Raw genomic sequence first — 23,021 nt, 5'->3', positions numbered from 1 at the left:
ATTAACTATTTATAACATGAAATAAATAAGCAAGCCTGGAGGAATAGATGTGACAAAAAGCAATCAGTATCTTGGAGAGATTCGTTCATCGCTTCAAGTGCTATTTGAAAAAATGCAGCCTGAAATGATGGAGAGCCTAAATGAGCATGAGATGACTCCTACGCAATTATTTGTTCTTTCTTATTTAAAGAAAGTAGGGAGCAGCAAGGTTTCTCAAATTGCAGAACTCATGGATGTCAAACCGAGCGCCGTGACTCTTTTAGTAGATCGTCTTGAACAACACAATTTTGTTGTAAGAGAACATAATAAAGAGGACAGACGAGTCGTTGATATTACCTTAACGGAGTTTGGGCATCGCAAGCTTGAAGATGTGCTGAATGGTCGAAAAGCCATTATGGACCGCTATCTTTTGCATTTAACAGAAGAAGAGCTTTCTATGATGGCTTCTATTACGAAAAAGCTTGCAACGTCAGCTGCTTCTTATAAAGATAAGCAGCAGTAACAAAAAAGAGGAGAGACACACGATGGAAAATCAAAAAAATTCAAAGCGCACGCTCTTATTAATTGGGTTAATTATTGCGATGTTCTTTTCTGCACTTGATGGAACCATTGTCGGAACAGCTATGCCAAGAATCGTAGGAGATCTTGGTGGATTGAGCATGATGACATGGCTGACAACAGCCTATTTATTAACGTCGACAACGGTTGTTCCGATTGCAGGGAAACTCGCTGATTTAGTAGGACGCAGAGTAATTTATGTTACAGGACTTATTATTTTTATGGTCGCTTCTGCTCTATGTGGAATGGCAAATAACATGACAGAGCTTATTTTATTCCGTGCATTACAAGGAATTGGCGGTGGCGTTATGATGCCGATGGCAATGATTGTAATCGGTGATTTATTTACAGGAAAAGCACGAGCAAAATTCCAAGGAGTATTCGGAGGAATTTACGGCCTTGCTTCTGTCATTGGTCCACAAATTGGCGGATGGATTGTTGATTCACTGAATTGGAAATGGGTGTTTTACATCAACTTGCCGGTAGGGATACTCGCTACCGTTTTTATTGCACTGGGACTTCAAGGAAAGAAACATACGGGACCTGTGAAATTCGATGTAGCGGGTATGTTCACAATGGTTATCGGAGTAGTGAGCTTGCTTCTGGCCCTGAGCTTTGGAGGAAAAGACTACGACTGGAACTCTTGGCAAATTGTTAGTCTATTTACACTGGCTGTTGTTGGGATCATAAGCTTTATTATTGTGGAAACGAAAGCCAAAGAGCCGATTCTTCCGATGTATTTATTTAAGAACCGAACGTTTACGCTTTTAAATATCATTGGCTTTTTTATGAGCATCGGCATGTTCGGAGCCATTACGTTTGTTCCGTTCTTTATGCAAGGAATCGTTGGAGTCAGCGCCTCGGAATCCGGTACCATTATGACGCCGATGATGATTTCAATGATTGTAACAAGTATTATTGGAGGGCAGCTTGTTTATAAAGTTGGAATCAAGCCTCAAATCGTAACGGGTATGCTCATTATGGCAGGAGGGTTCTTCTTGTTAACAACATTAGACCTTCATACTAGCAAACTTGTTGCCACTTCTTATATGGCCATAATCGGTTTAGGAATGGGTCTTGTGATGCCAATTTTAACACTTGCTCTTCAAGAGAGCTTTTCAAAAGAAGAGCTCGGTGTGGTTACATCATCAAGTCAATTTTTCCGTTCAATTGGAGGAACGTTCGGTATTACCATTTTAGGAGCGGTGATGAATGCAAAATCAGGTACGCTTCTTACTGACAAACTCGTTCCATATTTAAACACATTGCCTGCTCAAGCAAGTGCTTTTGCGGACGGGTTTAAAAAAGCGATTGATACGAATCCTGAAAGTGTGCTGCAGATGCTGTTTAGCCCCCAAGCGCTAAAGAGTATTCCAGCTGCCCTTTCAGACAGCATTGTGCCAATTTTGAAGACCTCGCTAATGAGCGCATTGCACAGCGTCTTTTTCATGGGCTTAGCTTTTATTATTTTAGGAGCGGTATGCACATTGTTCTTAAGGCAGATCAAGCTTTCAAATAAAAAAGCCGAAGAAAAACCAGAAGAAGGCATTGCTGAAGTAGAGCCATCACGTTAAAAAAAGCGCACAAATTTGTGCGCTTTTTTCTATATTAACTAGTTGTTTCATTAGGCTTACGAAGAAAAGGGGATTGTTTAGACGTGTCATACGAAATTTGATCAAGCAAATACGTTAAATATAAGTTCAGTTCAAACCGATCTTCCGACACAAAATCTGTAAGCGCTTGCTTATTATCTTTCCACATGAGAATTCCTCCTTAATTTTACATACTAATGAATGGATTTAATATCAGAAAGCTGAAGGGAAACAACGGCTTCATTTTCGTCTTTTACGGATAGAATTTGCTGATGGAGATTTAAGTTGTGCACGCGGCCTTTGCACGTTTGCAACGTTCCATCTTTATAGTAAGAAACAGTTATCGTCCCACTTTTCGTTAATTCTCGTAAAAACATTCGAGAAGCCTCCTTAAAAAAGATTACCTGATTTAAAAGCCAGTCCTTTCATTTGAGATGAGCAAAAGGGAATTGTATGTACTGCAAGCTTCCCTTTATATTCTCCAACGTGTATGAATAGATCGAATAAAAGGTTGCTAGCCCACCTATGAACTGTCCTAAATTTCAGAATATACTGTCTTTTCCGTATAGTGTTTTTTAAAAGGATTAATGTTACATTTATTATGTAACATTCTGATGAGAAAGAAAACCGTTTCTACAAAACTTCTCTAAAAATTACAAAATATTCATATTCATGTGAAGGATGTAGAATGAACAAATATAGAAGTAACTGTGTTTATAAAAAACGTAACTACAGCTTCAATTATTAATGATCTTAATACTAGTTATCAATTATATGTATTTTACTAATTTATTCTTCTCCGATAAAATGCAGGTAGACGAATTTGATAAGAATTTTCTAATGATTTATATAATTAAATTTGATATAATCTATAGGAATAATAATGTATGAAGGGAAACATCATTGATTAATTAGACACAGGTATTAAATGTTGTTGAAGATGATTCGTAAAAGCATACATATTTAAATTATATATTTTTGTGAGGTGGACAGTGTTGCAACTTAAGGTAGTAAACAGCCCTTTTAATCAAGAACAAGCAGATTTGCTTAATCGCCTTCTGCCGACATTAACAGAAGCACAAAAAATGTGGTTGAGCGGTTATTTAACAGCATCTCAATCTACGTCTGCCGAAGGAACGCCAGACGTTTCTACAGCAGCGCCTGCTCAAACGAAACAGACAGTTTCAAAAGACGTAACGATTCTTTATGGATCACAAACAGGAAATGCTCAAGGACTTGCTGAAAATACAGGCAAAACGCTTGAAGCAAAAGGCTTTAATGTAACCGTATCTTCTATGAATGATTTCAAACCAAATAATTTAAAGAAACTTGAAAATTTATTAATTGTCGTAAGTACACATGGAGAAGGAGAGCCGCCTGATAATGCGCTATCTTTCCATGAATTTCTTCACGGCCGTCGAGCGCCAAAACTTGAGAACTTCCGTTTCTCTGTTTTATCGCTTGGAGACAGCTCATACGAATTTTTCTGTCAAACAGGAAAAGAATTTGATGTGCGCTTAGCAGAACTTGGCGGTGAAAGACTGTATCCGCGCGTTGACTGTGATTTAGATTTTGAAGAGCCCGCAAATAAATGGCTTAAAGGTGTTATTGATGGATTAAGCGAAGCGAAAGGACACAGCGCTTCGGCAGCTGTTCCAGCGGAAGCTCCTGCAGGAACTTCACCATATTCAAGAACAAATCCTTTTAAAGCAGAAGTGCTTGAGAACTTAAACTTAAACGGCCGCGGATCAAATAAAGAAACGCGACACTTAGAACTATCTCTAGAAGGTTCAGGTTTGACGTATGAACCAGGAGACAGTTTAGGTATTTATCCTGAAAATGACCCGGAGCTTGTTGATCTTCTTCTTAACGAATTCAAGTGGGATGCAAGTGAAAATGTAACGGTTAATAAAGAAGGAGAAACGCGTCCTCTTAGAGAAGCGCTAATCTCTAATTTTGAAATTACCGTTTTAACAAAGCCGCTTTTAAAGCAAGCAGCTGAGCTTACTGGAAACGATAAGTTAAAAGCGCTTGTAGAAAATCGCGAGGAATTGAAAGCATACACACAAGGCCGTGATGTGATTGACTTAGTTCGTGACTTCGGCCCATGGAACGTATCGGCACAAGAGTTTGTAGCCATTTTACGTAAAATGCCAGCGCGCCTTTACTCGATTGCAAGCAGCTTATCAGCAAACCCTGATGAAGTTCATCTAACAATCGGAGCGGTACGCTACGAAGCGCATGGACGCGAGCGTAAAGGTGTTTGTTCCGTCCTATGTTCAGAACGTTTGCAGCCAGGCGATACGATTCCTGTATATCTTCAAAGCAATAAAAACTTTAAGCTTCCTCAAGATCAAGAAACGCCAATTATTATGGTAGGACCTGGTACAGGTGTGGCTCCGTTCCGCTCATTTATGCAAGAGCGTGAAGAAACAGGGGCAAAAGGCAAGTCATGGATGTTCTTTGGAGATCAGCACTTCGTAACAGACTTCCTTTACCAAACAGAATGGCAAAAGTGGTTAAAAGATGGCGTACTGACAAAAATGGACGTGGCGTTTTCACGCGATACTGAAGAAAAAGTATACGTACAAAACCGTATGCTCGAACATAGTAAAGAATTATTCCAATGGTTAGAAGAAGGCGCATCTTTTTATGTGTGCGGAGATAAAACAAATATGGCACGCGACGTGCACAACATGCTAGTTGAAATTATCGAAACAGAAGGCAAGATGAGCCGTGAACAGGCGGAAGGTTACCTTGCTGAAATGAAGAAACAAAAACGTTATCAGCGTGATGTATACTGAGGATTGAAAGGAGATTTTCAACATGGTAAACAAAATTTTAAAAGCGCCCGAAGGTCCTCCAAGTGACGTTGAGCGCATAAAAGATGAAAGTAATTATTTGCGCGGTACATTAGGAGAAACAATGCTCGACCGCATCAGCTCAGGTATTTCTGAAGACGATAATCGTTTGATGAAGTTCCACGGAAGCTACTTGCAAGATGACCGAGATCTTCGTAATGAACGTCAAAAACAAAAGCTAGAGCCAGCTTACCAATTCATGCTTCGCGTCCGTACGCCAGGCGGTGTTTCAACACCAGAACAGTGGCTAGTGATGGATGATTTAGCACAAAAATACGGAAATGGAACGTTAAAGCTGACAACTCGTCAGGCATTCCAAATGCACGGAATTTTAAAGTGGAACATGAAGAAAACGATTCAAGAAATTCATGCTTCTTTATTAGATACAATTGCAGCTTGCGGAGATGTAAACCGTAACGTAATGTGCAATCCGAATCCGTATCAGTCAGAAGTGCACGCTGAAGTATTCGAATGGTCAAAAAAATTAAGTGATTACTTATTGCCTCGTACAAGAGCGTACCACGAACTTTGGCTAGATGAAGAGAAAGTGATCAGCACACCGGAAGTGGAAGAAGAAGTGGAACCAATGTATGGTCCGCTCTATTTGCCAAGAAAGTTCAAAATTGGCGTAGCTGTTCCACCGTCTAACGATATTGACGTGTATTCACAAGACCTTGGCTTTATTGCCATTTTAGAAGACGAGAAACTTGTTGGGTTTAACGTAGCAATCGGTGGCGGTATGGGTATGACGCACGGAGATAAAGCAACTTACCCTCAGCTTGCAAAAGTGATTGGGTTCTGTCGACCTGATCAAATTCTAGAAGTAGCTGAAAAAGTCATTACGATTCAACGTGATTATGGAAACCGCTCTGTACGTAAAAACGCGCGTTTTAAATACACGGTTGATCGTCTTGGATTAGAAACGGTAAAAGAAGAGCTTGAAAATCGTCTGGGCTGGAGCTTAGACGAAGCAAAATCTTATCACTTTGATCATAACGGCGACCGCTACGGCTGGGAAAAAGGTGTAAAAGGAAAATGGCACTTTACTCTTTTTGTTCAAGGTGGACGTATTGCTGACTTTGAAGACTATAAGCTTATGACGGGTCTTCGTGAAATTGCAAAAGTTCATAGCGGTGATTTCCGTTTAACGGCCAATCAAAATTTAATTATCGCGAACGTATCAACTGAAAAGAAAAAACAAATTAGTGACCTCATCGAACAATATGGACTAACTGACGGCAAGCATTATTCGGCTCTGCGCCGCAGCTCATTAGCTTGTGTATCGCTTCCAACTTGCGGGCTTGCTATGGCGGAAGCTGAGCGTTATCTCCCAGTTCTTCTTGAGAAAATTGAAGCAATTGTAGATGAAAACGGCCTTCGCGATAAAGAAATCACCATTCGTATGACGGGCTGTCCTAACGGCTGTGCACGTCCTGCTTTAGGTGAAATTGCTTTTATTGGTAAAGCACCGGGCAAATACAATATGTATCTTGGAGCAGCATTTGATGGAAGCCGCTTAAGTAAAATGTACCGTGAAAATATCAGTGAAGAACAAATCTTAAACGAACTGCGCGTCTTACTTCCTCGCTATGCAAAAGAGAGAGAAGAAGGCGAGCACTTTGGTGACTATGTCATCCGCGCTGGTGTAATCGAAGCTGTAACAGACGGCACGAATTTCCACGCATAATACGTATGAAGGGACCTTTCTAAACTTACAGAAAGGTCCCTTTTTTCTATTTTAATATTCTCTAACAAATACTGCTACTCCAAATACTCCTAATCTTTCAGCGGTAATTTGTTCAAATCCGTTATCAAGTAAACAATGTGCTGCACTTCGGTAGCGCTGACCTTGAGCTAACAAGCGTCCGCAAGGATTTGCGCTGCCGATTACCGTTGCTTCTACGACAGTACGAGGGGCTTGTCTATCCAAAGGATTTCGCTCCCACAGAATTGTCACCACATCCGGAGGACGTGGGATAGATACATTACCTGTGTGTTCATGCATAGCCATCACCTCCTTACACTATAGTAAATGCAAAAAATGGCAGACTGCTTGTACACACGCTGATTTTTATTAAAAAAGGCGTTCACCTATGCCTAACTCGGCTGATTTCATAGCAATGAGGTGATCAATAGAAACGGCTGGCAGAAAAAAAGAATGCTATAATGTAAAAGAAAGGAATTTTTATCAAGGAGGGAGAAACATGCAGCAAAAACGAGTAGTGGTTATTACAGGGGGAGCAAGCGGAATTGGCAAAGAAACTGCCTTAAAGTTTGCGCAAAAAGGAGACGCGGTGGTCATTGCTGATTATGATAAAGGGAAAGGAAAAGAGACCCTTCAAAAAATTGAAGAAGCTGGAGGGAGCGCTTTATTTGTGCAAACAGACGTCACAAAGTTTGAAGAAGTGGAAGCGCTGATTGAGGAAACTGTGAACCGCTTTGGGCGAATTGACGTGATGTTTAACAATGCAGGTATTGGACGCCCTACATCTATTTTAGATCAAGACTTAGAAGAATATCATCGTATTATTGACGTGAATCAGCACGGCGTTACATATGGGATTATGGCAGCGGGCAGGAAAATGAGAGAGTTAGGTATTAAAGGCGTCATTATCAATACGGCATCTATTTTTAGCTTCTTAGCCTCACCCGGTACCTATGCCTATCACGCAACAAAAGGAGCTGTTGTGATGATGACGAAATCAGCTGCGCTAGATCTCGCTAAATACGGTATTCGCGTCGTCGCCATTGCGCCAGGATTTGTTGATACGCCCATTATTCAAGGCTATAAAGACAACGGTATGATTGAAGGAATGAAAGCTAAAACGATGAGCAGGGAGCTCACTACACCAAAATAAATTGCAGATATGGTTTATTTGCTTTCCTTAGAAGAAGCGGGAGCTGTAAACGGCAGCGTCATCATGGCTGATGATGGGTATGCGGCATTTAAATAAAAGGAAAAAGGATTCTTTTTAAGAAAAGAATCCTTTTTTATTATGTAGTAGGCAGGGAACTATAAACAAACGTATCGTGAGCTTTTCCGTTTTGATACATATAGTTTTTTAACACTCCTTCTTTTTGAAACCCGAGCTTTTCAAGCACATGCTGTGATGCTTTGTTTTCAAGAAACACAACAGCTCCAATCCGCACTAGCTGAAGGGTATCAAAGCCATAAGCCATAACAGCCGAAGCAGCTTCCGAAGCATAGCCGTGACCCCAGTGCTGAGGGTGCAGCTCATAGCCAATTTCCGCGCGCTTATGCTTTTGGTTCCACTGATTAAATCCAACTGTCCCAATTAATTCCCCCGTATCGAGCCGTTCAATTCCCCAGCGCATGCCTTTTTGATTTCTGTAATTTTCAGCAAAAATATCAATCAGAACCAGAGCTTCTTGAATAGTTGTGAATTTTTCTTGCCCGTAATATCTAATAACTTCTTTCTGAGAGAAGCAGTCAAAAATAGTATCTGCATCGACTTCTGTTATTTCACGCAGTGTAGTGCGAGGTGTAAGAAGAATAGGAAACATACTTTTCTCCTTTCTATTTTATATAGAAAGATTTCGTCAGCTCAGAGAAAATACCTTTTATTTTATTTTTCTGTTATAAATTAAGTGGAAATACGAGCTAAACGACTGAGAAAAAGACAGGAAAAACTTCTAAATAACGCAAACAGTTGTTACATACTAGCACTAAAAACAGTATACTAAAAAAACAAATAGAGCTAGCTGCACGTAGAGCAGCTAGCTTTCCTGTAGGAAAGAACCTATTTTTTAGTTAACTGATTGCGATCTTCAATTTGAGGAGGCTCTTCAAGCCATCCGTTTTGAATCATAATTTTGCCGCCTTCTTTCGCCAAACTGTAAATGTCTTTTGCAAGCTGGAGCATCTTTAATGGCAAATCACTTCTTAAACTAAAGGCTCCTCCTAAAGCATTACTCCCCAGACCGAACGTACTCAAAAGACTCGTATTGTACATCATCAGCTTATCTGAAAAAGGAGGAACGGTTGAATTCGTCGCTTTTCCGGCATGAGTAGCCGGGGGTTCTATGTAGCTATGGCGTAAAATATCACCTAGTTCTGTTTCAATTTTCTTCGAAAGCTTCATACCCCTGACAAAATGCTGCTGTGCTTCTTTGTTGTTGGCCACTTGAGCAAAACCAATCATCAGCTGCATTCCTACAAGATTTGTATCAACAGCATGTTGAATAAGTGACACTTCAATGGTATTCAGCGATCTTTTTTCGCTAAACCAGCTCAATCCGCCTATATAATTTTGTTCATGGACAAAATGGACTTCCTTAGGCATAGAAACGTATGGGGGTTTTGCGATGACACCCGTTTCTAACAATACTTGTGTGGATTGATTGTATATGTCCTGTGCTTCTGCTGTTGCCTCTACGAAGAAATTTCGGACATCTTCTCGGTAAGACATGGTCGAATGCAAAGCAAACAGTCCTGTTTCAATTTGAGACATTAAGCGTATATACATGACTTCGAACATGTGGTCATATAGTTTAGGAACTCCTATATTCACGTCATCTTTCGTAAAACCAATTGGGATAACAGCGCCTTCGTTCTCAAATATTTCTTTAATTCGAGCTACACGTTTTAAAGATCGGCTATAATATAGCTCAAAAAGTTCTTTGTAATCTTGTTTATCTTCCAGAAAATATTCTAGAAACCTCAAAATCATCGTTTTTTCCTGATAAGTCATCCATAAGTTAGCAAGCTCCGAGGACGTGAGCGGCGGAAGTTTTGATGTGCTCATTGTACACATTCCTCCTGAAAATAGTGATAGGTAAATATTTATAGCTTCATTAGTATTTCTTTTATTTATAGGAATATTCTTCTTTTTAATTTATTGAAAAGCTTCATTAGCCGTTATTATAGTAAGATAATTGAAGGAAATAAAGCTTACCAACAAGTCAGTTGTATGATAACTGATATGAATAAAACTAAGTTTTTCTATTACTTTAAATAATTTGACAATTGATGTTATTCTTACTATTATGGAAACATAAGTTTTACATATATTGCTAGAGTTCGGCAACACATTCTCGCAGCACTATAAGTAAGGAGCTTACGATGAAGCACATTGTCCAAGCAACAGATCATCCTAGAACGAAAGACACATTAAAAGAAGATTTACGCAGGTTAGGCATAACACAAGGGATGACTATCATCGTTCATTCTTCGCTATCTTCATTAGGGTGGGTAAACGGAGGTTCAGTAGCCGTTGTTCAAGCTTTAATGGAGACAGTGACAGAGGAAGGAACGATCGTGATGCCGTCACAGTCGGTCGATCTTTCGGATCCATCAGAATGGGGCAATCCGGCTGTGCCAAAAGAGTGGTGGGAAACTATTCGGGAAACGATGCCTGCATATGACCCGGCCCACACGCCAACAAGCGGGATGGGACAAATCGTGGAAACTTTTCGAACGTACTCTGGCGTAAGAAGAAGCAGCCATCCAATGTATTCATTCGCCGCTTGGGGAAAGGACAGCGAAGACCTCTTAAGAGATCATCCCCTTGAATTCAGTTTAGGCGAAAATTCTCCTCTTGAAAGGCTTTACAAAAAACATGCCTTTGTTTTATTATTAGGTGTCGGGTTTGGGAACAATACTTCTTTTCATCTAGCGGAATATCGTATTCCATATCGAAACGTGATTCAAAAAGGGTCTCCAGTTATGGATGCAGGAAAGCGAGTATGGAAGACATATAAAGAATTAGAGTTTCGAGAAGAGCTGTTTGAAAAGATAGGTGAAGCGTTTATTGAAGCAAAAGGAATAAAAGCTGAAAAAATCGGTTCAGCACTTGCATACTTCTTTTCAATGCCTAAAGCCGTCGATTTTGCTGAAACGTATTTGAAAGCGCTACAGTAAGTGGTTGTATGCTTTTAAAGTTGTCTGTATATCAGACAACTTAACGTGAGAGCCAGCGCCCCCTCTGGAATCTAAATTAAACAAGCGCAGAAGTCATTCAAGCAAGATAGTTTACTTTTTATGTTCCTTGTTTCATAATGGCACTTGTCTGTGAATTTATTCGGTCAGGTTGTCTTACAATTATGGAGATAAAAAGCAAGTGTTAAATAAATTCATTAAAAAATTTAAATGTATAGAAAAAAAGGAGAGAATACAATTATGTCACTACGTGATCAAGCACTACATATGCATCAAGAAAAACAAGGTAAGTTAGAAGTTAAATCAAAAGTTGAAGTTCAAAACGCTCAAGATTTAAGCTTAGCTTACTCTCCGGGAGTAGCAGAACCTTGTAAAGAAATTCATGAACATCCAGAAACGGTGTATGATTACACAATGAAAGGAAACATGGTCGGCGTTGTGACAAATGGTACCGCTGTTCTTGGCCTTGGAAACATCGGACCTGCGGCTTCACTTCCCGTTATGGAAGGAAAAGCAATTTTATTTAAAAGCTTTGCAGGCGTAGATGCATTCCCAATTACACTTGATACAACAGATACAGATAAAATTGTTGAAACTGTGAAATTAATGGCTCATACATTCGGAGGCATTAACTTAGAAGATATCGCAGCTCCACAGTGCTTTGAAATTGAAGAGCGCCTGAAAAAAGAAGTAGATATTCCTGTGTTCCATGATGATCAGCACGGCACAGCAATCGTAACGGTAGCAGGACTTGTAAATGCACTGAAAATTGTCAATAAATCAATGAAAGACTTAAAAATCGTCTTAAACGGAGCAGGAGCTGCCGGCATTGCCATTACAAAGCTTCTTTATTCTTACGGTGTACGTGACATGATTATGTGTGATACGAGAGGTGCTATTTATGAAGGCCGCTCTCAAGGTATGAACAAAGTGAAAGCTGAAGTGGCTTCTTATACAAACGTAAACAAAGAAAGCGGTACGCTAAGCGATGTAATTAAAGGCGCAGATGTATTTATCGGTGTATCTGCAGCAGATGCATTATCTCAAGAGATGGTTAAATCAATGAATGAAGATGCAATTATCTTTGCGATGGCAAATCCTAATCCAGAAATCAAGCCAGACGCTGCAAAAGAAGCAGGAGCGGCTGTTATTGGAACAGGTCGTTCAGACTTCCCTAACCAAGTAAATAACGTTCTTGCATTCCCTGGAATTTTCCGCGGTGCGTTAGACGTTCGCGCTACTCATATCAACGAAGAAATGAAAAAAGCTGCTGTTGAAGCAATTGCAGCCCTTATTACAGAAGAAGAGCTAAACGCAGATTACGTTATCCCTGGACCATTTGATCCTCGCGTAGCGCCAGCTGTAGCAGAGTCTGTAGCAAAAGCGGCAATGGATTCAGGCGTTGCCCGCATTACAATTGATCCAGCACGTGTAAAAACACATACAGAACAATTAACAAAAATCGAAAACTAATAACGGGTAAAAAAGCCCTTTGAAACGCTGTTTCAAAGGGCTTTTTATTTTAAAGACCTGCTGTAACCGCTGTGAAATCTAAACGTAACACCATTTCATCTCCCATATGATGTACAATAAAGAGAAAAGAACCCAGGTTTTGTATCATAAAGGGAGGAACAAAGATGTACACCGTATTTTCAACATTTAATGTACCGGATCAAAAAGCTGAAGAAGTGATTGGAATTTATAAAAATCGTTCAAAATCAGTCGACGAGGCTCCAGGATTTGTAGACTTTCTACTTCTTCAAAACGATAAGCGAGCAGGGGAGCTCACCGTTCAGCTTACATTTGATACGAAAGAGAATTATTTAAGCTGGGTACGAAGCGAAGATTTCAAGCGTATTCATGATTTAGAGAAAAAGTACCCTGATCAAGAACTGGCAGCCGTCATCCCAAAAGTTTCTCAGTACAAAGTGGTGGCACGATGAGTTCACTTCCCGTTAATAAGATCGTCGAAAGAGTAACGGAGAAAATCTACGAGTTAGAACCTTCTTTGCTCGAAAAATTCGGAGAGCGCGGTAAAGAAAGATGCCATGAAGATAATCATTATCATATGAAGTATCTTGAGACAACATATAAGTTAGACAACCTGAAAATTTTTACGGACTATGCCTTATGGTTAAACAATTTACTCACAAGTAGAGGCATGAAAACACAGCATATTATTGATAATTTTAATTTTATACAAGAAGCGCTGTTTGAATTAGATAATTACGGTGATAAACAAGTACAGGCGTATGTGACTTACTTAGAAGAAGCAAATCATATACTGAAGCAACAGCAGCTTTAAAAAAGAGGCTAGAACAAAAGTGTTTTAGTTGAAGGGAAATCCGAACGGGTTTGATTCTTGTTAGAGAATTCAATCTGTTCGGATTTTTTCATGGGTAGGGTAAACGTTGGTTTCCTGTATGTAGTTATGTCTCACTTTTTTTGTTTTACATATGTATAAAGGTGGAAATAAAAAAGAAAAAGGAGAATACATATGCAAAAACAGCTAACAAAAGGAATCCTGTTCTTAATTACTCTATGTATGATTGGAAGTGCGGCAGCTTGTTCAGGTGAACCAGCTAACAAGACAAAATCTGATAATCATAAAGCAGAGGAAAAACCAATTGAAGACCGTCAAGAATTGACAAAGCTACAGCAGTATTCGAGCGACCCAGACATTAAAAAGGGGAAAGATGAAGATTTTGACTTGATCGGTACGTTAAAAAAAGACGCTGAAAAAGAAATGACGCTGAATATCGATGATCAACTCGTTAAAGTACCAAAAAGCTCTGGGATGGAAGTGGAAGGCTCACAGCTAAAAGATATGATTAATAAAGAAGTAGAAGCTGAAATTGACGCAGCTAAACAAGAAGCAACTAGTATTGAATTAACTCCAAAAGCAAAAGCAGATAAAAATGGTGTGTATGAACAAGATGGAGACGAACGTAAAATTGTAGGTGTTTTTATAGAAGAAAGTAACAAACATATAACGGTAAAAGTTCCAAACGGCAAAAAAACGTATCAAAAAAGCACAGACTTTGAAAAAGAAGAAAAGGGCAGTTTAAAAGAAAAGACGGTATACCTTGAAATCAACTCAGCTAATGAAGTAGAAAGTATAGAAAAAGAAGACCGTGAATAAATAAAGCTACAGTTCTTCTTTCCCTCCTTGCTCTCTTGACTTTTCCAACTGTGTCACTTAACGTTACAGTAGAGAAAGAAAAAAGGTGGTTTATGGAAGATGAACAGTGAATTTACCATTGCCGTGCACAGCTTAGTGTTCCTAGCAAATTTACCAGATCACCGAGCAAGCAGTGAATCGATTGCTTATAACATCTGTACCAATCCTGCACGGGTTCGGAAAATAATGAGTACACTCAGAAAAAACAACTTGGTTCGGACAAAAGAAGGGCTAGGCGGCGGTTATACTTTAGGCTGCAGTCCTGCTGAAATAAGTCTTGGATTGATTTACCGAGTTATATCAAAAGGAACGCTGAAGCCTCACTGGTGCAGCGGCGACCCTGACGCTGACTGTATTGTGAAATCAAACATTCAAACAGTGATGGACGACATTTTTACAGAGAGTGAGCAAAGCGTAATCAGGCATTTAGATCAAATTACGATCGAAGACGTGCTGAAAAAAGTTAGAACTGCTCACTAAAAAGCACCTTGCTCATGCAAGGTGCTTTTGTTACGACTCTTCGGAAGCGGCTGTTTCAGCCGCTGCTGCTTTTAAGCCGTCATTCACTTTTCTTCCATTCTCTAAATACTCTGTTTTGAAGCCGCTTTTTAAAGCCCATGTGTAGAAGAGAAGAGAAACAACAACAATAATTCCCATATCCCATCCATATTTAATGACATTAAGGCCCCCAAACTTTTCGCTTCCAAGCCATGAAATAGTCATCATACAAAGTAAGTATACAACCATCCATACGCCGCCTTTGAAGTTCTGTCGAAAGCCTTTCCATTTAGCCTTTGCTTGATAATAAAAATAAATAGGCAGGCCGATTAAAATAATAAACAAAACTTGTCCAGTTAGCGGCCAGCGCGCCCAATATAGCGTTAATGAAGCAAAAATAAAGCCGAGCGGCGCAATAATGCTTAATCCTTTTAAACGAAGGGGACGATATAAATCGCTTCCAGTTCGTCTTAGCGTCATAACTGTAACAGGACCTGTAATGTAAGAAATAAGCGTAGCGACTGAAATAATTTCAGCAAGCACGCCCCAGCCCCGAAATAAAAACAAAAAGACAAGAGAAACAGCTAAGTTAAAAAACATGGCTTGACGCGGAACACCATAAATAGGATGAAGGCGTCCTAGAACACTTGGCAAATATTTATTTTGTTCCATACCATAAATCATTCGAGCAGTAGTAGCTGTATACGTAATACCTGTTCCAGATGGTGAAACAAACGCATCTGCATACAGGACAATTACAAGCCAGTTGATGTTAAGCGCAATGGCTAAATCTGCAAATGGAGAGTTGAAATTTAAATGACTCCATCCCTTCGCAATATCAGAAGGGTTTACCGCACCGATAAAAGCAATTTGAAGAAGCAAATAAATGACTGTAGCCACTAAAATTGAGCCTACAACCGCAATCGGAATAGCTCTTCCAGGATTCTTTGCTTCTCCAGCCATATTAATGGGGCTTTGAAAGCCGTTAAAAGCGAACACAATTCCAGACGTAGCAACAGCTGTTAGCACACTAGCCCAGCCGTTTGGTGCGATGCTGCTTCCAGAAGTGAAGTTCTCTCCGTGAAAGCCTACAAATAAAAGTGCTCCAATTGTAAGTCCCGGTATAACAATTTTAAAAATAGTGATTAACGAGTTGGCCTTGGAAAATAGTCCAACTGTCCAATAATTCAGTAAAAAGTAAATAATCAATAGCACAGTAGCGATAGCTAATCCTTCGCCAGTTAACGTTCCTTTTTCTACGAGGTGGCTTGTCCACTGTGCCCACTTCCAAGGCCATGAGCTCATATATTGTACAGAAGCTACTGCTTCGACTGGAATAACGGATACAATCGCAATCCAGTTTGCCCAAGCAGCAATAAAACCAATAAACGAACCGTGCGAGTACTGCGTATACTTGACCATCCCGCCAGCTTCGGGAAACATGGATCCTAATTCACTGTAAGAAAGTGCAATAAATAAAATAACGACCATTCCAATGACCCATGATAAAATAGCAGCCGGACCTGCAATTTGAGCTGCTCGCCACGCTCCAAATAACCAGCCGGAACCAATAATTGATCCAAGTCCCGTCATGGTTAACGCGAATGTTCCCATTCTTCGATGTAAATTGTTCATCTGACTAACACCTTTCATATAAAATAAGTCTTTCAATTAAACGTTGTTGCTTTATTATTATTATTCTGAAATCTTTGGTTGTCAACTTTTGTCGTTACATGCAGTTCTTGATACCTATTGATTTCCATTTATGCAGGACAGCTATCCTCAACCTTTCTGCCAAGGTAATTAAAGCGCTTTACTTTCTTTTTTATCCTACAGGAAACCCTACAGAAATAGATACAATCCGACAAAAAGTTATCAACTTCGTACCTTATGCACTAGCAATATGAAAAAATTAGGGGATAAGTGGTAGTTATATTCCCTAAATACGTGAAGAAAAAACATACTCCATAATAAAGCCCCCTTTGAATAGAGGAATAAATACCTTCAAAAGGGGGGAGAGTTGGAATTTTATCTTTCTTGATGTTTATACTCGAGTAGTTTTACGACGTTTTCTACATCATTTTCAGCAGAAAGTTCGTTGATATTCACTTTATAAATAAGCGTATCCGTTGCAAAAAATTCATCTTCTCCCTCGGGTTTTACTTTTAAGTTCAAGATTTTCACCCGCACAATATGAGTGAACTTACCGCCTTTGCCGGGCTGTATTTCACCCATTTGTATCCCGATATCATCTTTTTTAATCGGGCGAACTTTTACTTTTTTATGCTGTTTACCGTAAACCTTCTCATAATGAGAAGTAATATCTTGATGTACCCAAGGTTCAAGAGATTGATAAATAAAATCTTTTACAACAGGCTGACTTACGTGTGATTCTATATTTTCTTCTGGTATATTTTCTTCTGCGGAAATGGAAAGCGTAAAACAAAAAAAGACAAATGCTGCTAAAAATAAAAATTTTCCCACGAAAAAACCCACCTTACCTGTTCGTTTATGTAGCTGATTTTCTAGATCTGCCTCTTTATCTTTTGAACAAAGGCAGGAAGGTATGCACAATTTTTTTTGTGGAATTTACCTTATTTAAAATCAATTTAGTTTAAATAAAATATGTTCTAAATAATTGATTGAAAATTCAGATGTGGTTTACGTACAAAAAATAGCCAAGTGTGCCTTTACATAAGGACACTTGGCTATTTTCATGAACATTTTATGCTGTTTTCTTATTGCCTTTAAAAATAAAATAAAGAGCTAATAGCATAAATGCTACACCAATCCAGCGGGATAGATCAAAGGGTACTTCCTTGCTTCCAAACCAGCCAAAATGGTCAATAATCATACTTGCAAATAACTGACCGATAACAGTTGAGATATTAGCTGCTGTTACACCAATTTTAGGTACAGCTAAAACAGTTAAAAATAAATAAGATGCTCCGAATAAGGCGCAGGTAAGCTGCCATTTAGGGACATCAAAAACAGAGAGAATGTTTCCTTGACCAAAGAATACAACGACAATCGTTAAAATCATGGCACCTGTCGCAAAGGTTAAAAAAGCTGTTTCAAACGTACCTGTTTTTTTACTTAGTGTACCGTTAATAGAAGACTGAGCGCTTAGCGTTAATCCTCCTATTAAGGTAAGTATCACCATCAATAAACTCATCGTAAAACCCTCCTAGAAAATAAGCACAAGCGCAATTCCCATACATACAATAGCAATTACGCGTTCTTTGTTAATTTTAATTTTGCTGCTGCCAAGCCAACCAAAATGCTCAATGATCATGCTTGTAATCATTTGGCCCACAATAACAGCAACCATTGAAACGCCAATTCCGATAAAGGGGATACTAATCACTAGAATTGTTAAATAAACCGTACCTAATAAACCGCCGGTTAAATTCCACTTAGGCGCTTTTAAGACGTAAGGTAAATCTCCCTTTCCAGCAAATAAAGTGGTCAGACCTAAAATGAGCGTTCCCATAATAAAAATATAATAACTGCTTTCAAGTTTTCCCACTGTTTTTCCGAGTTCTCCGGCAATAGCGCCTTCCATACTTAAAGCAGCGCCGCCTAGAACCGCAACCAAATAAACCAACAACTTCACATGTATCACTCCAACACTTCTTTATATTTATATATCTAGAAAAATAGATATATTGAGTGAAAAAAACTCGTTAAAGTTTTTTTCGTAAGAATGAAGAAAGCTCTTGAAGCGTTTCTTCATTTCGGCGATAGTATGTCCATTGACCGTGCCGAATTGACTCTAACAAACCTGCTTTTTGCATCATGGAAAGATAACTGGACACTGTGGACTGAGACAGCTGAGCTTTTTCCTGAATATCTCCCACGCAAACACCGCCTCTGCTGCTGACCTCCTTAGGCAAATGTGCTTGTTGGTCTTTAAAATGCTTTTCAGGTTCTTTTAACCACTCCAATATATTTAATCGAGTTTCATTAGATAATGCTTTAAAGATATCAATAGGTTTCATACTTATTATTTTATTCGTCACAGCTCAGATGTCAAATGTTCAAGTTTGCATTTTATAGCTAAATAAAAAGCGATGGGTTGAATTATAACAGCTGTGAACAAAAAGTCAACTTATAAAAGAGTATAAAGAAGAACGTTTTATTCGGCTGTTTTTCTACTTATATAATTAAAAAGCACCTTATTTTTTGAGTAGAACAGATGACATATTCCTTATTTTTTAAGGGGTAGTTTAGTAAAATAGAAAAAAGTGAATAACAAAAGAAGCTAGTCTATTTACTCAGGGGGAGGGCTGCATATGCAAGGGAAAACAAAACAAGTGCGCTTTCGTAATATGGTAGCGTATGGATTTGGGGATTTGTTTGGCGGAGGATCCTTTTTTATTATCGGCACATTATTTATGGTTTTTTTAACAGATGTAGTCGGGCTTTCTCCTGTAGAAGCAGGAACGATTGTAGCTCTTGGAAAAGTGTGGGATGCTTTGTTAGATCCAACCATTGGGTACATATCTGATCATCTTCAGACAAAAAAAGGACGAAGAAGAGTCTTTTTTCTTTTTGGAATCATTCCAGTTGCCATCACGTTCAGCATGCTTTGGATTCCTATTGAAGGTTCGCATATGTTCAAATACACCTATTTTATCTTAGCCTATCTTTTGTTTAACACGGCGTTTGGTATGGTGATGGTCCCTTACAACACGCTAGCAGCAGAAATGACTACAGATTATAGTATTCGTTCGAAAATGACGGGAATACGCATGGTCTTTTCACAAGGCGCTTCATTTTTAGGCGCTTTCTTTCCAAAACGAATCATTGATGCATTTCCAGGTGGACAAGGGTATTTAATCATGGGAATTATCTTTGGTCTTCTTTTTGCTCTTCCATGGATTTTTGTCTATAAAGGAACTTGGGATAGCGGAGAAGTAGTGGAACGAAAAAAGAAAAGCGGATTTTGGTTAGAATTTAAGCAGCTTTTTATCAGTTTTGGAAGTGCATTTAAAAATAAGTCGTTTAACGTGTATCTTGCCATGTACTTAGCATCTTACATTGCAATGGATGTATTTAATGCTCTTTTCTTTTATTTTATTGCCTATTACATGCTGCGCGAAGCTATTTATGCAGACACCCTAAGCTTTGTGCAAATTACACAAGTGCTATTTATTCCTCTTGTTACGTACATAGCCATTAAGTTAGGAAATAAATTAACCTATAACTTCAGCATGATCATCTGGGGAACGGGCATTGTTTTATTCAGTTTCCTAACAACAGATAGCTCGTTAGTTCTTATTTATTTAGCAGCATTTTTCTTAGGAAGCGGTCATTCTGGAGCGATTATGATTCCATGGAATGTACTGCCGTTCGTATCAGATGTAGATGAAATGATTACGACAAAAAGAAGAGAGGGCGTGTATGCAGGGCTGATGTCGTTTATTCGAAAATCTTCTCAGGCGCTTGCGATTTTTCTTGTTGGTGTTGCCTTAAAGAATATTGGTTATGTACCAAACGCCGAGCAGTCAGCGTCTACGCTAGCCGGCTTACAAAAGCTGTTCATGATTGTACCTGCTATTTTGATTCTCGCTGGAATTATCGCAACCATATGGTTTAAAATAAGTCCGGAAAATCACAAAATCTTATTAGCTGAAATTCAAAGAAGAAAAAAGGGAGGCCGAGCGAAAGACGTTACTCCTGAAGCGCAAGCGGTTTGTGAAAGTTTAACGGGTTATAAATACGAACAGCTTTGGAAAGACGTAACCATTTCAAAAGAAATTCGAGATAAAACGGTTGTTTAACCTTGAACTTCGCGAAAAAGCGCAAAATTTTCCGCGCAAGCATTCGCTAATTATATCCAATAAGAAACTTCCTCTGACGTATTGCCTTTTGACAAGAAAAGAAATTCTCCTGTCTATCGACTCATTTTTCAGGTGAATTTTAGAAAGGAAGGATTTCTTACCATTAAAGATGTGCAATTTGGCACGTCTTGATAGGGTGGATTGTACAACTTATAATAAAACTATAAACTAGCCACAGGCGCTTTCAAGGCGCAGGTATAAATTAGAAAGAAGGAAGGTACAGTTTATGCCAATTCGATATGTTTGTCCACAATGCCAAGGAGCCGGTAAGAAATTTGGATTTATAAAGTGCAAAGTGTGCAACGGCGAAGGAAACATTATCATGTCTTCTAATGAGCCAGATCCAACTAAAAATAAAAAATTAAAATCATCTTCTAAACAAGACAAAGCAATGTAAGCTATTGCTAGTAAAGGTATGTATGAACCCCGCTTTTCTATAAAAAAGCGGGGTTTTCTGCTAGACAGACAAACGCTTTTCTTATGATACAATAAAATGAAAATCGCTAAAATAAGGGATAGGGAACTGAAAGAAGAGGGAGATAGATGGAATACATCGCAAAACAATTTACGCCGCAGTTAGAACAACATATACATACAGTTGAAAGATCTATGCAAGAACTTCTCAAATCAATATATGCACAATATAAAGAAGCTTTTGAAAAAAAAGGGATGGAGCTTTCTGTAGGTGTGATCCGTGAAGGAGAAAATCCTTTTCAGCCCGGTTACCACGCCACTATTCACGTGGGTATTTTGGAAAAAGATGAGTTTTTAGACGGTCTTTTTATTCCTGTCTGGCACTGTGTACGCACGTTTTGGGGCATCCGTTCTTCGAGGAAGCTCCCAGGCAGCAAGATAACCGGAGAGCTGGTGGAAGAAACAGAAGAGGAAATAACAAAAGAAGTAGTAGGCTATTTAGAAATGCAGCTAGAAGATTAGAAGCACCCTGCTTCTAATCTTCTTTAAATTGAAGAAGGTGCAGTTTCTTTTTCAATTTGTCTTTTAGCACGAATAAAAGCTGTCAGCTGCTGAATTTCTTCTTGAGATAGTTCCGCACCGTCAACCGTAATCGTATGAGTTTGAGGCGATGTTAATTCAATGGGTGCATCTGAAAGAGAATGAGGTTCCTTTTCCTTACCTAGCAAGTAGTCTGTTGATGTATCAAATAGTTCTGCGATTGTAACGAGTGCTTCAAGAGAAGGACGACGATAGCCAGATTCGTATCCTGCGTAGGTGCTTTTAGCAATTTCAAGCTGGTCAGCTGTATATTGAAGAGACCATTTTTTTTCTTTCCTGAGTTGAGCTAATCTGCTTAACATTCATGACGCTCCTTTGTAGGTGTAGTATGTAAAAAACCGAGGCATTCAGCTCGCGCGCAGATCTTTGTAATCAAACCGTGAGCTAATTTACATTTTTATTCATTATATCATTGCTGCAGAGAAAAGTGTACGCGAAACGAATAATTTTTCTCTTGATTTATTGATTTTTGGTTACTATAATTACAGGTGAAGTACGCGAAATGAATATAATTTATTTGATAGATTGTCAGGTTTTTTTACAAAAATTAAGCAAAGGGGATGTCGGTTTTGAAAAAACTATTATTGTTATCAACTGGTGGAACGGTCGCTTCACTTGAAGGTGAAAATGGACTTGTTCCTGGAATGGAGCCAGATCAATTACTAAGCTACATACCTGATTTAAATGAACACTGTCAAATTGACAGCAAATCTCTTATGAATCTTGATAGTACAAATATGCAGCCAGAATGTTGGATAGAGATGGCAAAAGCGATCGAAGAGCATTATAATGAATACGATGGTTTTGTTATCACCCATGGAACTGATACAATGGCCTACACATCGGCAGCTCTTTCTTACATGCTTCAGCATTCTAAAAAACCAATTGCGATTACAGGATCTCAAATTCCTATTTCATTTAGTAAAACGGACGCGAAGCGCAATATTGCAGATGCGATTCGCTTTGCTTGTGAAGAAACAGGCGGAGTCTATGTAGTCTTTGACGGTCGTGTGATTCAAGGCACAAGAGCAATCAAGCTTCGTACAAAAAGCTATGATGCATTTGAAAGCATTAATTATCCATACGTGGCGTCTATCCATGATAATACGGTGGAATATACAAAACCCGTTCGCTCTAGTAAAGAAGAGTTGACGGTTAATACATCTCTTTGTACGGATGTAGCAGTTGTTAAACTGTTTCCCGGCATTAAACCTGAATTTTTCGATGGATTAAAGGATGTATATCAAGGCGTTGTTGTTGAAAGCTATGGAAGTGGAGGTATTCCATTTCAAGTTCGCAACATTTTAGCCAAGCTTGTTGAGTTAACAAACCACGGTGTATCCGTTGTCATTACGACTCAATGTCTTGAAGAAGGAGAAGACATGGGCATTTATGAAGTAGGCCGAATGATTAATCATGACAGCGTCGTGCGCTCAAAAAACATGAACACAGAAGCCATTGTTCCTAAATTAATGTGGGTGCTCGGACAAACGAAAGACCCTCACCAAGTTAAAAAGATGATGGAAACGTCGATTGCAGAAGATATTAATTAAAAAGAAAGCAGGTACAGCT

The 23,021-nt window shown here is 39.0% G+C and carries 25 protein-coding genes and 1 pseudogene; 15 read left to right on the top strand and 11 right to left on the bottom strand.

Going from position 1 to position 23,021, the window contains the following annotated elements; all coding sequences use genetic code 11:
- Positions 1-49: 49 nt before the first annotated feature.
- Both MKY06_RS15845 and MKY06_RS15840 read left to right on the top strand, forming a co-directional pair.
- Positions 50-502 (top strand): MarR family winged helix-turn-helix transcriptional regulator, encoded by a 453-nt coding sequence (locus MKY06_RS15845; RefSeq protein ID WP_013057798.1) that lies wholly within the window; start codon positions 50-52, stop codon positions 500-502.
- A 22-nt stretch (positions 503-524) separates the two neighbouring features.
- On the top strand, positions 525-2,132 hold the full coding sequence (locus tag MKY06_RS15840; RefSeq protein WP_013057797.1) for an MDR family MFS transporter: 1,608 nt from the start codon (positions 525-527) through the stop codon (positions 2,130-2,132).
- A gap of 34 nt (positions 2,133-2,166) precedes the next feature.
- Here MKY06_RS15840 and MKY06_RS15835 read toward each other — a convergent pair whose 3' ends face one another.
- Positions 2,167-2,319 carry a hypothetical protein gene (locus MKY06_RS15835; protein ID WP_013057796.1) on the bottom strand — a complete coding sequence of 51 codons (153 nt, stop codon included), beginning with the start codon at positions 2,317-2,319 and terminating at the stop codon, positions 2,167-2,169.
- Between the two features lie 25 nt (positions 2,320-2,344).
- A complete protein-coding gene (locus tag MKY06_RS15830) occupies positions 2,345-2,527 on the bottom strand; it encodes a YolD-like family protein (protein WP_013057795.1) in 183 nt (60 codons plus the stop codon).
- A 618-nt stretch (positions 2,528-3,145) separates the two neighbouring features.
- Here MKY06_RS15830 and MKY06_RS15825 point away from each other — a divergent pair.
- Positions 3,146-4,954, top strand: a complete 1,809-nt coding sequence (locus MKY06_RS15825; protein ID WP_029322735.1) for an assimilatory sulfite reductase (NADPH) flavoprotein subunit — start codon at positions 3,146-3,148, stop codon at positions 4,952-4,954.
- Positions 4,955-4,976: 22 nt separating this feature from the next.
- Positions 4,977-6,698 (top strand): assimilatory sulfite reductase (NADPH) hemoprotein subunit, encoded by a 1,722-nt coding sequence (gene cysI, locus MKY06_RS15820; RefSeq protein WP_013057793.1) that lies wholly within the window; start codon positions 4,977-4,979, stop codon positions 6,696-6,698.
- A 51-nt stretch (positions 6,699-6,749) separates the two neighbouring features.
- Here the strand turns inward: cysI and MKY06_RS15815 are convergent, their stop codons facing one another.
- On the bottom strand, positions 6,750-7,016 hold the full coding sequence (locus MKY06_RS15815) for a hypothetical protein (protein WP_029322730.1): 267 nt from the start codon (positions 7,014-7,016) through the stop codon (positions 6,750-6,752).
- A 199-nt stretch (positions 7,017-7,215) separates the two neighbouring features.
- Between MKY06_RS15815 and MKY06_RS15810 the strand changes: the two are divergent.
- Positions 7,216-7,965 (top strand): annotated as a pseudogene (locus tag MKY06_RS15810) (SDR family NAD(P)-dependent oxidoreductase).
- A 40-nt stretch (positions 7,966-8,005) separates the two neighbouring features.
- Here the strand turns inward: MKY06_RS15810 and MKY06_RS15805 are convergent.
- Together MKY06_RS15805 and MKY06_RS15800 are read right to left on the bottom strand one after the other, a co-directional pair.
- Positions 8,006-8,536, bottom strand: coding sequence for a GNAT family N-acetyltransferase (locus MKY06_RS15805; protein WP_013057790.1), 531 nt, complete (start codon positions 8,534-8,536; stop codon positions 8,006-8,008).
- Between the two features lie 236 nt (positions 8,537-8,772).
- Complete coding sequence (locus MKY06_RS15800; RefSeq protein WP_013057789.1) at positions 8,773-9,777, bottom strand: DUF3231 family protein; 1,005 nt, start codon at positions 9,775-9,777, stop codon at positions 8,773-8,775.
- Between the two features lie 317 nt (positions 9,778-10,094).
- Here MKY06_RS15800 and MKY06_RS15795 point away from each other — a divergent pair, with 317 nt between their 5' ends.
- The 6 genes from MKY06_RS15795 to MKY06_RS15770 all read left to right on the top strand — a co-directional run bounded on the left by MKY06_RS15795 (position 10,095) and on the right by MKY06_RS15770 (position 14,571).
- Positions 10,095-10,892, top strand: coding sequence for an aminoglycoside N(3)-acetyltransferase (locus MKY06_RS15795; protein WP_013057788.1), 798 nt, complete (start codon positions 10,095-10,097; stop codon positions 10,890-10,892).
- A 258-nt stretch (positions 10,893-11,150) separates the two neighbouring features.
- Positions 11,151-12,383: an NAD(P)-dependent malic enzyme gene (locus tag MKY06_RS15790; protein ID WP_013057787.1), complete on the top strand. Its 1,233-nt coding sequence runs from the start codon at positions 11,151-11,153 to the stop codon at positions 12,381-12,383.
- A gap of 164 nt (positions 12,384-12,547) precedes the next feature.
- Positions 12,548-12,853 carry an antibiotic biosynthesis monooxygenase family protein gene (locus tag MKY06_RS15785; RefSeq protein ID WP_289915769.1) on the top strand — a complete coding sequence of 102 codons (306 nt, stop codon included), beginning with the start codon at positions 12,548-12,550 and terminating at the stop codon, positions 12,851-12,853.
- The gene (locus MKY06_RS15780; RefSeq protein WP_013057784.1) at positions 12,850-13,215 is read left to right on the top strand and encodes a hypothetical protein; all 366 of its coding nucleotides are present in this window, start codon (positions 12,850-12,852) and stop codon (positions 13,213-13,215) included. The genes MKY06_RS15785 and MKY06_RS15780 overlap by 4 nt, the downstream gene beginning before the upstream one ends.
- Positions 13,216-13,407: 192 nt before the next feature.
- Positions 13,408-14,052, top strand: coding sequence for a hypothetical protein (locus MKY06_RS15775; RefSeq protein WP_029322723.1), 645 nt, complete (start codon positions 13,408-13,410; stop codon positions 14,050-14,052).
- Between the two features lie 99 nt (positions 14,053-14,151).
- Positions 14,152-14,571: an Rrf2 family transcriptional regulator gene (locus MKY06_RS15770; protein WP_116327016.1), complete on the top strand. Its 420-nt coding sequence runs from the start codon at positions 14,152-14,154 to the stop codon at positions 14,569-14,571.
- A 30-nt stretch (positions 14,572-14,601) separates the two neighbouring features.
- Here MKY06_RS15770 and MKY06_RS15765 read toward each other — a convergent pair whose 3' ends face one another.
- From MKY06_RS15765 to MKY06_RS15745, 5 genes are all read right to left on the bottom strand, one after another.
- The gene (locus MKY06_RS15765) at positions 14,602-16,224 is read right to left on the bottom strand and encodes an APC family permease (RefSeq protein ID WP_013057781.1); all 1,623 of its coding nucleotides are present in this window, start codon (positions 16,222-16,224) and stop codon (positions 14,602-14,604) included.
- Between the two features lie 393 nt (positions 16,225-16,617).
- Positions 16,618-17,073 (bottom strand): hypothetical protein, encoded by a 456-nt coding sequence (locus MKY06_RS15760; protein ID WP_014459377.1) that lies wholly within the window; start codon positions 17,071-17,073, stop codon positions 16,618-16,620.
- 241 nt (positions 17,074-17,314) lie between these two features.
- A complete protein-coding gene (locus tag MKY06_RS15755; RefSeq protein WP_029322719.1) occupies positions 17,315-17,764 on the bottom strand; it encodes a DMT family transporter in 450 nt (149 codons plus the stop codon).
- A gap of 12 nt (positions 17,765-17,776) precedes the next feature.
- The gene (locus tag MKY06_RS15750) at positions 17,777-18,205 is read right to left on the bottom strand and encodes a DMT family transporter (protein ID WP_013057778.1); all 429 of its coding nucleotides are present in this window, start codon (positions 18,203-18,205) and stop codon (positions 17,777-17,779) included.
- 70 nt (positions 18,206-18,275) lie between these two features.
- Complete coding sequence (locus MKY06_RS15745; RefSeq protein ID WP_013057777.1) at positions 18,276-18,590, bottom strand: ArsR/SmtB family transcription factor; 315 nt, start codon at positions 18,588-18,590, stop codon at positions 18,276-18,278.
- A 294-nt stretch (positions 18,591-18,884) separates the two neighbouring features.
- On the opposite strand from MKY06_RS15745, the gene MKY06_RS15740 reads away from it, so the two are divergent.
- The 3 genes from MKY06_RS15740 to MKY06_RS15730 all read left to right on the top strand — a co-directional run bounded on the left by MKY06_RS15740 (position 18,885) and on the right by MKY06_RS15730 (position 21,371).
- Positions 18,885-20,375, top strand: a complete 1,491-nt coding sequence (locus MKY06_RS15740; RefSeq protein WP_061859310.1) for an MFS transporter — start codon at positions 18,885-18,887, stop codon at positions 20,373-20,375.
- Positions 20,376-20,661: 286 nt separating this feature from the next.
- Positions 20,662-20,832, top strand: a complete 171-nt coding sequence (locus MKY06_RS15735; protein WP_013057775.1) for a hypothetical protein — start codon at positions 20,662-20,664, stop codon at positions 20,830-20,832.
- A gap of 146 nt (positions 20,833-20,978) precedes the next feature.
- Positions 20,979-21,371 (top strand): hypothetical protein, encoded by a 393-nt coding sequence (locus tag MKY06_RS15730; RefSeq protein ID WP_053487452.1) that lies wholly within the window; start codon positions 20,979-20,981, stop codon positions 21,369-21,371.
- Positions 21,372-21,394: 23 nt separating this feature from the next.
- Here the strand turns inward: MKY06_RS15730 and MKY06_RS15725 are convergent, their stop codons facing one another.
- Positions 21,395-21,751, bottom strand: coding sequence for a helix-turn-helix domain-containing protein (locus MKY06_RS15725; protein WP_013057773.1), 357 nt, complete (start codon positions 21,749-21,751; stop codon positions 21,395-21,397).
- Between the two features lie 267 nt (positions 21,752-22,018).
- Here MKY06_RS15725 and MKY06_RS15720 point away from each other — a divergent pair, with 267 nt between their 5' ends.
- A complete protein-coding gene (locus tag MKY06_RS15720) occupies positions 22,019-23,002 on the top strand; it encodes an asparaginase (protein WP_013057772.1) in 984 nt (327 codons plus the stop codon).
- The last annotated feature ends 19 nt before the right edge of the window (positions 23,003-23,021 follow it).

Source organism: Priestia sp. FSL P4-0332 (genome assembly GCF_038005845.1).
Lineage (GTDB): Bacteria > Bacillota > Bacilli > Bacillales > Bacillaceae_H > Priestia.
Note: the sequence above shows the minus strand (reverse complement) of the source record. Positions and strands in the feature narration are given on the sequence as shown.